General features: G+C 62.3%; 11 protein-coding genes. 4 read left to right on the forward strand and 7 right to left on the reverse strand.

Features of this window, described 5'->3' with window-relative positions; all coding sequences use genetic code 11:
- Nucleotides 1-45 precede the first annotated feature (45 nt).
- Entirely contained in the window at nt 46-1,269 is a 1,224-nt protein-coding gene (locus GMET_RS17695; RefSeq protein ID WP_011365652.1) for an ISL3-like element ISGme5 family transposase, read from the reverse strand.
- 116 nt (nt 1,270-1,385) lie between these two features.
- On the reverse strand, nt 1,386-2,657 hold the full coding sequence (gene serS / locus GMET_RS17700; RefSeq protein WP_004513684.1) for a serine--tRNA ligase: 1,272 nt from the start codon (nt 2,655-2,657) through the stop codon (nt 1,386-1,388).
- A gap of 89 nt (nt 2,658-2,746) precedes the next feature.
- Here serS and GMET_RS17705 point away from each other — a divergent pair, with 89 nt between their 5' ends.
- Complete coding sequence (locus tag GMET_RS17705; RefSeq protein WP_004513685.1) at nt 2,747-3,796, forward strand: CapA family protein; 1,050 nt, start codon at nt 2,747-2,749, stop codon at nt 3,794-3,796.
- Between the two features lie 22 nt (nt 3,797-3,818).
- Nucleotides 3,819-4,373, forward strand: coding sequence for an RNA 2',3'-cyclic phosphodiesterase (thpR, locus tag GMET_RS17710; RefSeq protein WP_004513686.1), 555 nt, complete (start codon nt 3,819-3,821; stop codon nt 4,371-4,373).
- A 75-nt stretch (nt 4,374-4,448) separates the two neighbouring features.
- Here thpR and dnaJ read toward each other — a convergent pair whose 3' ends face one another.
- The 5 genes from dnaJ to hemW form a co-directional block, all read right to left on the reverse strand.
- Entirely contained in the window at nt 4,449-5,567 is a 1,119-nt protein-coding gene (gene dnaJ / locus GMET_RS17715; protein ID WP_004513687.1) for a molecular chaperone DnaJ, read from the reverse strand.
- Between the two features lie 102 nt (nt 5,568-5,669).
- Entirely contained in the window at nt 5,670-7,586 is a 1,917-nt protein-coding gene (dnaK, locus tag GMET_RS17720) for a molecular chaperone DnaK (RefSeq protein ID WP_004513688.1), read from the reverse strand.
- Between the two features lie 82 nt (nt 7,587-7,668).
- Nucleotides 7,669-8,238, reverse strand: a complete 570-nt coding sequence (gene grpE / locus GMET_RS17725; RefSeq protein ID WP_004513689.1) for a nucleotide exchange factor GrpE — start codon at nt 8,236-8,238, stop codon at nt 7,669-7,671.
- A gap of 20 nt (nt 8,239-8,258) precedes the next feature.
- Entirely contained in the window at nt 8,259-9,290 is a 1,032-nt protein-coding gene (gene hrcA / locus GMET_RS17730) for a heat-inducible transcriptional repressor HrcA (protein WP_004513690.1), read from the reverse strand.
- A 116-nt stretch (nt 9,291-9,406) separates the two neighbouring features.
- Nucleotides 9,407-10,558, reverse strand: a complete 1,152-nt coding sequence (gene hemW, locus GMET_RS17735; RefSeq protein WP_004513691.1) for a radical SAM family heme chaperone HemW — start codon at nt 10,556-10,558, stop codon at nt 9,407-9,409.
- A 126-nt stretch (nt 10,559-10,684) separates the two neighbouring features.
- Here hemW and GMET_RS17740 point away from each other — a divergent pair, with 126 nt between their 5' ends.
- Together GMET_RS17740 and tolQ are read left to right on the forward strand one after the other, a co-directional pair.
- Nucleotides 10,685-11,464, forward strand: a complete 780-nt coding sequence (locus GMET_RS17740) for a carbon-nitrogen family hydrolase (protein ID WP_004513692.1) — start codon at nt 10,685-10,687, stop codon at nt 11,462-11,464.
- Nucleotides 11,465-11,577: 113 nt separating this feature from the next.
- A complete protein-coding gene (gene tolQ, locus GMET_RS17745; protein ID WP_004513693.1) occupies nt 11,578-12,252 on the forward strand; it encodes a protein TolQ in 675 nt (224 codons plus the stop codon).
- The last annotated feature ends 1 nt before the right edge of the window (nt 12,253 follow it).

Raw genomic sequence — 12,253 nt, forward strand, 5'->3', positions numbered from 1 at the left:
GTCCTGTTTAGCATACTTTCCGTGGTCACGCAATTAATTTTTGGTTCATCCGGGAATTCCGGGGAAAGCGGCCCTGATCTTGAGAAAGAAGTATTCGTGATCCCGGAAGCCGTAGGCCATTCTTTTGATCACCTTGATCTTGTTATTGATGCCTTCGAGGATTCCGGTGTGAAGGGGCCAGAGGCAGTGATTGAGGATTCCTTGGAGATAGCCCTTTAGCCGGCGGGCAAACAGGATGAGTGGCGGTATTCCACTCTCCATCGCCCTTTGGTGCCACTGCTCCCAGAATAGTCCCGCCTCTTCAATGCAGGTAAACTTCCACAGTTGCTTCAGATCGTCTTTGAGCAGGTAGACCGTAAGGAGGCTGCGGTTTGCCTCCAACAGTTCCTGGAGGCGAAGCATGTCGTCGCCCTTGACGTTCTCGCTGTTTCGTAGCAGCAACCACCGCGATGTTTTGACTACCTTCCGTGCCTTCTTGTCTTCCTTCAGGCGGTTTGCCTCATCGACTCGCACCCTGTCGATCACTTCCCTGCCATACTTCGCCACCACATGGAACAGGTCGTAGACTATGTCTGCCTGGGGCGAGTGCTGCTTGATTTCCTCCTCATATGATGCGTTCATATCCATCACGACCGCTTTGAGCCGTTTACAGCCATGTGGGCCAAGCTGCGTGAAGAAAGGACGGATACTCTCGCGACTCCTGCCTTTGCCGATCCATAAGACTTCCTTACGGTATGGCTCGATGATAACCGTCGCATAGCGGTGCCCCTTGTGAAGGGCGAACTCATCCATCCCGAGAACTTCGATGTTTGAGAGGTCGACGGTGCCGACCCGCTCTGTGAGTGAGCGCTTGTCGATTTCCTTCACCTGGTCCCAAGAAAGCCCCAGATACTGCGCCACGTGCTTCACAGACACGACACCACACAGTCGCGCTACGCTCTCTGCAAGCCTGCGCGTCACGCGGGCGTATTTCGCCAGCCATGACAGACGCTCCAGCGTTGGCCCACACTGAGGGCACAGCAGCCTGCGGCGGTGAACGATCAGATAAGTCTGAGCATCGAGAATCGGCAAATCTCGAATTACGCGCTTGGTCGTTTCATGGACGCTTGTGCAACGCCCACCGCACGAGCCACACACCATCTCATCCTGGGACAGGGCAATCAGTTCTACCTCGATCCGTTTGGCATCACTTGTGACGATAGTGCGTGCCCCAGCAACACGATATCCTTCCCACCCTCCCGCAATTGCGATAACATCGGAATACGACAACGGCAGCCTCCTGCGATCTTTTTTGGTTGGGGAACCATCAAGATACCGCAGTGCTGCCGTTGTTGTTTATTAATCTTCCCCGGAATTCCCTGAAGAACCTAATTTTTTCACCGCATCTAACGGCCGATGCTTGAACATCCTCCCATGTAGGGCCTCAACACCTCGGGAATCACCACGGTACCATCCTCCTGCTGGTAATTCTCAAGGATGGCAACCAGGGTCCGGCCAACAGCAAGCCCTGAGCCGTTCAGGGTATGGGCGAATTCGGGCTTGGCCTTGTCGTCCTCACGGAAGCGTATCGACGCCCGACGGGCCTGGAAATCCTCGAAGTTGCTGCACGAGGAGATCTCCCGGTAGGTATCCTGGGCCGGGAGCCATACCTCAATATCATAGGTCTTGGCGGCCGAGAATCCCATATCGCCGGTGCAAAGCTCCACCACCCGGTAGTGGAGACCGAGCTGGCGGAGCACCTCCTCGGCATTGGCCAGAAGCCGTTCCAACTCCGCATAGGAGGTGGAGGGATGGGTGAATTTAACCAGTTCCACCTTGTTGAACTGGTGCTGGCGGATCAGACCCCGCACGTCCTTGCCGTAGGAGCCAGCCTCCTTCCGGAAGCAGGGGGTGTAGGCGGTGTAGGAGAGGGGAAGATCGCTTCCCTTCAGGATCTCGCCCCGGTGGATATTGGTCACCGGCACCTCGGCGGTGGGGATCAGGTAGTAGTCGGTGCCGTCCAGGTGGAAGAGGTCCTCCTCGAACTTGGGGAGCTGGCCGGTGCCGGTCATGCTTTCGCGGTTGACCATGAATGGCGGGAGAGTTTCCTCGTAGCCGTGCTTCTCCGTATGGAGGTCGAGCATGAAGTTGATAAGCGCCCGCTCAAGCCGGGCACCAGCACCGCGGTAGAGGGTGAAGCGGGCGCCCGTGAGCTTGGCTCCCCGCTCGAAATCGAGGATACCGAGACCTTCGCCGATCTCCCAATGGGGCCTGGGGGTGAACCCGAAACGGGGAGGCTCACCCCATTTCCGCACCTCCCGGTTGTCGGCCTCGGAGGCGCCCACCGGCACCGATTGGTGGGGGATATTGGGGATCGTCAGGAGGACCGCCTGGAGGTCGTCGTCGACCCCCCGGAGGTCGTCGTCGAGAACCTTGATCTTGGCGGAGACTTCGCGCATCTCGGCGATGCGGGGCTGGGCCTGGCTCTTGTCCTTGATCCGGCTGATCTCCTCGGAGGCGGCGTTGCGCACCGCCTTGAGGGATTCGGCCTCGCGGAGGAGTTCCCGGCGACGGGAGTCCAGTTCCCGGAACCGGTCCAAGGTCACCGCGCCGCCACGGGTGGCAAGACGCTGTTCGACAGACTCGAAATTTTCCCTCAGGTGTTTGGGGTCAAGCATGGATAAGTCCTTTACTTTTCAGGCATTAAAGCTATAGTTCTTAGCATCCGTATCCCCAAGAGTCAACCGTTTTCCCCCTCGGAGTCCCCATGCGCCAGGTCCGGCTTATGCTTGCCGCCATCGTCACCCTCCTTGCCGTCCCGGCCCTGGGCGCCGACGGAATCGTCATCACCTGCGTCGGCGACATCATGCTCGCCGGCAGCGCCACACCGACCCTCTCCCGGTCGGGATACGACTACCCCTTCGCGAAGACGGCCCAGGAACTTCGGCGGGGCGATATTGCCATGGGGAACCTGGAGGCCCCCCTTACGGAGCGCGGAACCGAGTACCGGGACAAAACGTACCGTTTCCGGACAAACCCCATCGCTGCAGCAGCCTTGAAGCGGGCCGGCTTCTCGGTCCTCACCCTGGCCAACAACCACATGATGGATTACGGAAATGAGGGACTCCAGGACACCCTGGCGACCCTCTCCCGCCACGGCATTGCCCACACGGGCGCCGGCGCGTCACTGGCCGAGGCCCGCCGGGAGGCGGTGGTCTCGGTGCGGGGGAAGCGGATCGCCTTCCTCGCTTATTCCCTCACCTTTCCGTCGGAGTTCTATGCTGGCCCGAACCGGCCAGGCACCGCCCCCGGCTACGCCCCCCATGTACGGGAGGATATCAGGCGGGCGAAGGCGGAGGCCGACTACGTGGTGGTCTCGTTCCACTGGGGGGCGGAACGGGCAGAGTTTCCGAAGCAGTACCAGACGGAGACTGCCCGATTGGCCATTGATGCCGGCGCCGACGCCATCATCGGCCACCACCCCCACGTGCTCCAGGGGATCGAATTCTACCGGGGAAAGCCGATTCTCTACAGCCTCGGCAACTTCGCCTTCGGCAGCCGGAGCACCGCCGCCGATCGGAGCGTCATGGCACGGCTGACCCTCTCCGACGAAGAAACCTCCGTGGAACTGGTACCCCTGAACGTTCTGCACCGGGAGACCCGCTACCAGCCCGGCATCCTTGCGGGGCGCAAGGGAGCGGAGGTTATCGAGCGGCTGAACCGGCTGTCGCAACCGTTCGGCACGGTGATTTCGGGTTCTGCGGGGCGCTTCAGGGCAAGAACATCCGGAGCCGACCAGCGCATCGCCACCCGCTGACGGGTTGGAAAGGAGGCGCGTCATGCGCCTGTTCGTGGCAATCGATCTTCCCGACGAGGTCAAACGGTCAGTGGCTGATATCTGCCGGGGAGTCCCCGGAGTGCGGTGGCTTCCACCGGACCAACTCCATCTGACCCTCCGGTTCATCGGCGAGGAGGACGATGCCGTCGCTGCGGCGATCCGTCGCGGCCTGGCAGAGATCACCTCTCCCCCCTTCCCCCTTTCCCTCCAGGGGGTGGGCTGCTTCCCTTCCCCCCGGCGTCCGCGGGTTCTCTGGGTGGGGCTCAGCGGCGGAGCCCCCCTCCAGCAGCTCCAGCAGAAGGTTGAGGCGGCGATGGTAGCAGCCGGCATCCTTGCCGAAGAGCGCCCCTTCTCACCCCACATCACCCTGGCCCGCCTGAGGGAACACCGGGAGGGTGACGTCGCCCCCTTCCTGGCGCGGAATGCCTCCTTCCACTGCGAGCCGTTCACGGTCGACGCATTCCACCTCTATTCGAGCATCCTTGCCGCAAAGGGGGCCATCCACCGGCACGAGGCGAGCTATCCTCTTGCAGGGCGAATGGAGACGGCTGGCTGACGTTCGGGAGGGGCGAAACAGGGTTAAAGCACGGCCGCCATCCTGAGGGGATGGCGGCCGTGGTCATTGGAGGGATCAGCTAAAGAGGTCCATGACCTTGTCGAAGAAGTTCTTCTTCATGGGGTGGGCGTCTTCGCCGCTGATGCGGGCGAATTCTTCAAGGAGCTCCCTCTGGCGCTTGTTGAGATTTGAGGGGGTCTCCACCTTGACGACCACCATCTGGTCGCCCCGACCGTACCCCTGGAGTTGGGGAACCCCCTTGCCCCTGAGGCGGAATATCCTCCCCGACTGGGTACCCTCGGGGACTTTCATGGAAACCTTGCCGTCAAGGGTCGGCACCTCCATCTCGCATCCCAGGGCCGCCTGGACGAAGCTGATGGGGATCTCGCAGATGACGTCGTTATCCTCCCGGGTGAAGATTGGATGCTCCTTCACGGCAATGGCCACGTAAAGGTCGCCGTTGCCCCCCCCTTTGGTCCCCTGCCCCCCCTCTCCGGTCATCTTGAGGCGGGTGCCGGTTTCGACGCCAGCCGGTACTTTCACCGAGAGGGTCTTGGTGTCCCGCACCATGCCGTTCCCCCGACAGGTGGGACACGGGTTCTCCACCACGCGTCCCTCGCCATTGCAGTGGCTGCAGGTCTTGCTGACGCTGAAAAACCCCTGCTGGAACCGGACCTGGCCGGCGCCGCGGCAGGTGGGGCAGACCTTGGGCTCGGTGCCGGGCTTGGCGCCGCTGCCGCCGCATTCGTCGCACCGCTTGCCGAAGGGTACCAGGATCTCCTTCTCCACCCCGAAGGCGGCCTCCTCGAAGGAGAGCTCCAGGTTGTACTGGAGATCGTCCCCCCGCCGTCCCCGGCTCCCCCGGGGACGCCCCCCGAAGATATCGCCGAAGATGTCCCCAAAGATGTCGCCAAAGGGAGTTCCGGCGCCGAAACCACCGAAGCCGCCAGAGGAAAAGCCGCCGGCCCCGAGGCCGGCATGACCGAACTGATCGTACTGGGCCCGCTTCTGGGAGTCGGAGAGAACCTCGTAAGCCTCGGTAATTTCCTTGAACTTCTCCTCGGACTCCTTGTCGCCGGGGTTCTTGTCCGGGTGGTACTGGATGGCCAGCTTGCGGAATGCCTTCTTGATCTCGGTGTCCGACGCGTTGCGGTGGACCTCGAGAACCTCGTAGTAGTCGCGTTTTTCTGCCAAGTGATATCCTTTAGGGCAAACGGCTCAGGGCCAGGGACGGCAGGGGGATATAACCGCCCCCTGCGCCCCTGGCCCCTTTGCCTTCAGCCAGTGGTGTTTTGATTACTTCTTGTCGTCCTTCACTTCTTCAAAGTCGGCATCCACCACCTTCTCGCCACCCTTGGCGCCGGTGTCGCCGTCGGCCTCGGCGCCCGGCTGGGCTCCGCCCTCGGTCTGGGTCTTGGCGTAGACCGCCTCGGCCAGTTTGTGGGATGCCTGGGTCAGGGCGTCGGTGGCCTGTTTGATGGCGTCGACGTCGTCCCCTTCCATGGCCTTCTTGAGGGCGGCCACGGCCTCTTCGATCTTCTTCTTCTCGTCGTCGCCGATCTTGTCGCCGTACTCCTTGAGGGACTTTTCGGTGGAGTAGGCCAGGGTGTCGGCATGGTTGCGGGCCTCGATCAACTCCCGCTTCTTCTTGTCATCGGCGGCGTGGGACTCGGCCTCCCGGACCATCTTGTCGATCTCCTCCTTGGAGAGGCCCGACGAAGCGGTGATCCGGATCGACTGCTCCTTGCCGGTGCCGAGGTCCTTGGCCGACACGTGGACGATGCCGTTGGCATCGATGTCGAAGGTGACCTCGATCTGGGGGACACCGCGGGGTGCCGGCGGGATGCCGGTCAGCTCGAAGTTGCCGAGGGTCTTGTTGTCGGAGGCCATCTCCCGCTCGCCCTGGAGGACATGGATGGTGACCGCCGGCTGGTTGTCGCTGGCCGTGGAGAAGACCTGGGATTTCCGGCACGGGATGGTGGTGTTCTTGTCAATGAGCTTGGTCATGACGCTGCCGAGGGTCTCGATCCCCAGGGAGAGCGGCGTCACGTCCAGCAGGAGCACGTCTTTCACATCGCCCCGGAGAACCCCGCCCTGGATGCCAGCGCCGATGGCAACGACTTCGTCGGGGTTAACCCCTTTGTTGGGTGCCTTGCCGAAGATTTCCTGGACCCGCTTCTGGACGGCCGGCATCCGGGTCATGCCCCCCACGAGGATCACCTCGTCCACCTCGGAGGGGGAGAGGCCGGCATCCTTGAGGGCGGTGCGGCAGGGACCTTCCAGCTTGTCGAGGAGCTCGGCGCAGAGGGCCTCCAGCTTGGCACGGGAGAGCTTCATGGTGAGGTGCTTGGGCCCGGTGGCGTCGGCGGTAATGAACGGCAGGTTGATGTCGGTCTCCATGGAGGAGGAGAGCTCGCACTTGGCCTTCTCCGCCGCCTCCTTCAGGCGCTGGAGGGCCATCTTGTCGCCGCGGAGATCAATCCCCTGGTCCTTCTTGAACTCGTCGGCGATCCAGTCGATGACCCGCTGGTCGAAGTCCTCGCCCCCGAGGAAGGTGTCGCCGTTGGTGGACTTCACCTCGAACACGCCATCACCCAGCTCCAGGATGGAGATATCGAAGGTACCCCCACCCAGGTCGAAGACGGCGATCTTCTCGTCCTTCTTCTTGTCGAGGCCGTAGGCCAGGGCCGCAGCGGTCGGCTCGTTGATGATCCGCAGGACGTTGAGCCCCGCGATCTTGCCGGCGTCCTTGGTGGCCTGGCGTTGGGAGTCGTTGAAGTAGGCCGGCACGGTGATGACCGCGTCGGTGACCGTCTCACCGAGGTAGTCCTCAGCGGTCTTCTTCATCTTCTGGAGCACGATGGCCGAGACCTCAGGGGGGGAGTACATCTTGCCCCGTACGTCCACCCAGGCGTCGCCGTTGTCGGCCTTGACGATCTTGAAGGGGGAGATGGAGATGTCCTTGCGGACCTCGTCGGTGTCGAACTTGCGGCCGATGAGGCGCTTGATGGCGAAGAGGGTGTTCTCCGGGTTGGTGACTGCCTGGCGCTTGGCCTGCTGTCCCACCAGACGCTCGCCGCTCTCGGCAAAGGCCACCATGGACGGCGTGGTGCGGCTCCCCTCGGAGTTGGCTATGACAACGGGCTCCCCCCCCTCCATGATGGCAACGCAGGAGTTGGTGGTACCCAGGTCGATACCGATGACTTTGCTCATGTTACTGTTCCTCCTTTAGTGTGTCTCTGAGACAGAACCTAGTTATCGCCCCGGTGAAAAACAAGGGGACGGCGAAAAAAATCTACTTGGACACCGAAACCATGGCAGGGCGGATCAGCCGCTCGTTCAGGAGGTACCCCTTCTGGAAGATCTCCACCACGCTGTTGGCCGGCACATCGGTGTTTTCCACCTGACACATGGCCTGGTGAACCGCCGGATCGAAGGGGGTTCCCTTTTCGGCTTCCACAACCGTGACCCCAAACTTCTTCAGGGTGGACAGGAGCATGTTTAGGGTCATCCGGACCCCCTCGATGACCGCCGAGGCACTATCATCATCGGAATGATCCAGGGCTCGCTCCATGTTGTCCACCACCGGGAGGATCTCTACGATAAGGCTTTCGTTGCCGTACTTGAGGAGCTCTTCCTTCTCCTTCTGGGTCCGCTTGCGGTAGTTCTCCAGGTCGGCCCGCTCCCGGACAAACTTATCCCAGTTGGCGGCCGCTTCGGCCTCCTTGGCGGCCAGGGCCTCCTCCAGCTCCTTCACTCGGTCGGCGGCGGCAGGTGCCCCTTCGGCTGCCGGGGCCACGGTTTCGGCTGCGGGCTCATCGGTATGGTGCGCTCCTGCGTGGGAGCCGTGCTTTTTTTTGTCCACGATGGTTTTCCTTTCTTACTCTACTCGTCTTCGAGCAGCTTGCTCACAAGCTTCGCGGTGTAGTCGACGATGGGGATCACCTTGCCGTACCCCATGCGGGTCGGGCCGATCACCCCGAGGACGCCGAGGGTGTTTTTCCCCGACACATAGGCGGAGGTGATGACGCTCAACCCCTCCATGTGGTTCAGGTGGGTCTCGGAACCGATGAAAATCTGGACTCCCTGGGCCGAGATGCAGCGGTCCAGGAGGTTCACCAGCTGGTTCTTCTCCTCGAAAGCCCGGAACACATCCTTCATGCGCCCCACATCGGCGAATTCAGGCTGATCCAGAATGTTGGTCTGCCCTTCCATGAAGATCTGGGCGCTACCCTCCACGATGGTCTGCTCCGAAAGTTTGAGCGCCCGTGAGAAGAGCGTGTCGTAGAGGACCTTTTCGTTCCGCATCTCCTCCAGGATACGGGTCCGCACCTGGGCGACGGGAAGCCCCTGAAGAAGCTCGTTCAGGTAGTTGGACATCCGGACCAGGTCGGCCTCGGCGAACTCTTCCTCTGACTCGATGAGCCGGTTCTGGACCGCGCCGTTATCGGCCACCAGGATGGCCAGGATCCGGCGCCCCCCCAGCTTCACGAATTCCATGTGCCGGAGGGTGGTGGAGGAGAAGCGGGGAGCTAGGACAATCCCCATGTAGTGGGAAACCGACGACAGGAGCCGGGTCGTCTCGTGGAGGACCGCACCCATGTCGCGCCCCGCGCCGGTGTAGCGCTTCCGTATCCGCTCCCGCTCGGCCTTGTCGATGCGCCCCACCGCCAGAAGGGAATCCACGTAAAAACGGTACGCCCGGTCAGTGGGAACACGGCCGGCAGAGGTGTGGGGCGAGGTAAGGAGCCCCATCTCCTCCAGATCGGCCATGGCGTTGCGGACCGTGGCCGGCGACAGGTTGAGACCGTGCCGCCGCGTGACGGCCCGGCTTCCCACCGGCTCGGCGGTCACAATATAGTCCTCGATGATCGCCTCAAGGATCTTTTTATTGCGCTCTGAAAGCCCTTCTCCCATACCGACCCCACAAAGAAGATTAGCACTCAGAGTTGGTGAGTGCTAACGGGGTAAAGGTAACAACGCCCCTCTTCTTTGTCAAGGAGATTTCCGGAGATTTCCGGCAGTGGGACCGGTCAGAGAAAGGCCGCGAAGACCCGGTTTGAGAGGATTACCCCCCGGCGGGTGAGCCGCAGGCGCCCCCCCCCGCGCACGAGGAGACCGGCGGCGCAGAACCCCTCGATGGCGGTGCCGTGGATCTCCATGAGGGGCCGGCCGAATTCCTCCCGAAACCGCGCTTCCTCGATTCCTTCGAGCATCCTGAGCCCCAGAAAGAGCCACTCGGCCATGGCGTCCTCTTCCGCAAGAAGGGCAATGTCCGTCTCGGGCAGAACCCCATCCGCCAGGGAGCATCCGTAGGTGCCGAGATCATCCGGGTTGCGCCAGCGGATGCCGGGGAACGGCTCCCGCAGGAACGAGTGGGCCCCGGCGCCGAACCCGAGATAATTCCACCGCCGCCAGTAGACCTGGTTGTGGCGGGAGCGGCGTCCCGGCAGAGCGAAGTTGGCAATCTCGTACTGTTCATAGCCGGCCGCCGCCAGGACCTCCGCCGTCTCCTCGAACATGGCGGCAGCGTCATCCTCGTCCGGAAGCGCCAATACACCCTGATCCTCCAGGCGGGCAAAGGGGGTTCCCTCCTCCACCGTGAGGCCGTAGGCGGAGATGTGCCCCGGCCGAAGGGCTGCCGCCATCCGGAGCTGGTCCCGCCAGTGGTCAAGACTCTGGTCCGGAAGCCCGTGGATGAGATCGATACCGATATTGTCGAAGCCGGCCCGGCGGGCCAGGGCAAAGGCGTCCTTCGCTTCCCGGGCCGTATGGACCCGGCCGAGGCGCTCCAGCATCCGGTCGTCGAAGGACTGGACCCCGAGGGAGAGGCGATTCACCCCAGCGCCCCGGTACCCCGCGAGGGAGTCGGCCGTGACGGTGCCGGGATTGGCTTCGAGGGTGATTTCCGCCGACGGATCGAGCCAGAAGAGGCGGGCGGCGCCATCGATGATATTCCCGACAAGGTCGGGCTCCAACAGCGACGGGGTTCCTCCTCCCAGATAGAGGGTGGTGGCGCGCAGTGGGGATGCCAGCGCGGCGGCCCGAAGTTCCATCTCCCGGAGGAGAAGCGCCGTGTACTCCCCGATCGCGAGGGGGGCTTCGTCCGTGGAAGCGAAGGCGCAGTAGAGACACTTGCGCACACAGAAAGGAATGTGGATGTAGAGGGCTGTCGTGTCGTCCATTTAGTGCCGATGATACGCCAGTTTTTACGTGGAAGTCCAAACTTCTTTGGTTGAAAATGGCCCGGTATGCCGCTACACTAAACGGCGTTCCGCAGGCACCCCAAAAGGACCCGGAGGGAGATCGGCATGACGCGTACCGTGAAGGCAGGAGCCGTCCAGTTCACCATCAAGGTTGGCGATGTGGACGTCAACATGCGGTATGTGGAGGGGGCGCTGCGCCGCCTCGCCGCCCAGGGGTGCGCCCTGGCGGTCCTCCCCGAGATGTGGGACACGGGCTATGCCTACCGGGAGCTGAACGAGCTGGCAAAGCGGACCCCCGAGGTGGTGACGGAACTGGGACGGCTCTCCCGGGAGCTGGGGATGGTGATCGTCGGGAGCATGCCGGAGCCCCATGGGGAAAAGGTCTGCAATACCGCCTACGTCCTGGACCGGGGGGAGCTGGTCGGCTCCTACCGGAAGATCCACCTCTTCTCCCTCATGGGGGAGGACCGCTCCTTGGACGGCGGCGACCGCTGGCTCGTGGTGGATACCAGCGTGGGACGGATCGGCGTCTTCATCTGCTACGACCTCCGGTTCCCGGAGCTGACCCGGCGGCTGGCGGTGGAGGGGGCGGAGATTCTCGTGGTGCCAGCCGAATGGCCCAAGCCCCGGGACGAGCACTGGAAGGCGCTCCTGAAGGCGCGTGCCATCGAGAACCAGCTCTTCGTGGTGGCGGCCAACTGCTGCGGAATCCAGGGAAAGCTGGACTTCTTCGGTTCAAGCCTCATCATCGGCCCCAAGGGGGAGCACCTGGCCGAGGGGGGGTATGAGCCGTGCGAGATCAGCGCCACCCTCGACTTTGGCGAAATGCAATCCTGGCGGCGGCAGATCCCCTGCTTCGAGGATCGAAAGCCCGAATATTACTAAGATTATTCTCTGCCGATTTCGGTCGGCTTCAGGAAAACGGTTGACGCGACGGCGGGCCGGGACTATTGTTCAGCGATCACGTAACCCATTAATTATTAACGGAGGTTCATACCGTGTTACACCTTGCGGGAACCGGTCTTGTCGTAAAACTCGTTCTGCTCATTCTCATCTTCTTCTCGGTGGTCTCGTGGGCAATCATCTTTTTCAAGCTCCTCCAGGTCTACCGGGCCAACAGCGAGTCGGAGCGTTTTCTGGACTTCTTCTGGAAGACCAAGCGCTTCGATGCCGTCAACTCCCAACTGGACCGCTTCACCAACTCTCCCCTGACGGTCCTGTTCAGCGAGGGTTACAGTGAACTGAAGCGCCTCGTGGAGAAGGGGGACCAGAAGGAGGAGCTGGATGTCATGAGCACCGAGCTGGGGGGCATCGAGAACATCGCCCGGGCCCTGCGCCGCGCCACCACCTCGGAAATCACCCGCTTGGAGAAGTATGTGACCTTCCTGGCCACCACCGGCTCCACTACTCCCTTCATCGGCCTTTTCGGCACGGTCTGGGGGATCATGACCGCCTTCAAGGGGATCGGCGAGACCGGGTCGGCATCCCTGGCCGTGGTGGCCCCGGGCATCTCCGAGGCCCTCATCGCCACCGCCATCGGCCTGGTGGCCGCCATCCCGGCGGTCATGGCCTACAACCACTTCCAGTACAAGATCAAGGTTCTTATCGCCACCATGGACAACTTCTCCACCGAGTTCCTGAATATCGTCCAGCGGACCGTGACCAAGAAGTAGG

The sequence above is a fragment of the Geobacter metallireducens GS-15 genome, assembly GCF_000012925.1.
GTDB classification, from domain to species: Bacteria; Desulfobacterota; Desulfuromonadia; order Geobacterales; family Geobacteraceae; genus Geobacter; species Geobacter metallireducens.

What these genes read in the sequence shown, in the direction of transcription:
- hemW (WP_004513691.1), bottom strand. Translation starts at nt 10,558, where the DNA reads ATGGACGACACGACAGCCCTCTACATCCACATTCCTTTCTGTGTGCGC.
- GMET_RS17740 (WP_004513692.1), top strand. Translation starts at nt 10,685, where the DNA reads ATGACGCGTACCGTGAAGGCAGGAGCCGTCCAGTTCACCATCAAGGTT.
- thpR (WP_004513686.1), top strand. Translation starts at nt 3,819, where the DNA reads ATGCGCCTGTTCGTGGCAATCGATCTTCCCGACGAGGTCAAACGGTCA.
- hrcA (WP_004513690.1), bottom strand. Translation starts at nt 9,290, where the DNA reads ATGGGAGAAGGGCTTTCAGAGCGCAATAAAAAGATCCTTGAGGCGATC.
- serS (WP_004513684.1), bottom strand. Translation starts at nt 2,657, where the DNA reads ATGCTTGACCCCAAACACCTGAGGGAAAATTTCGAGTCTGTCGAACAG.
- dnaK (WP_004513688.1), bottom strand. Translation starts at nt 7,586, where the DNA reads ATGAGCAAAGTCATCGGTATCGACCTGGGTACCACCAACTCCTGCGTT.
- GMET_RS17705 (WP_004513685.1), top strand. Translation starts at nt 2,747, where the DNA reads ATGCGCCAGGTCCGGCTTATGCTTGCCGCCATCGTCACCCTCCTTGCC.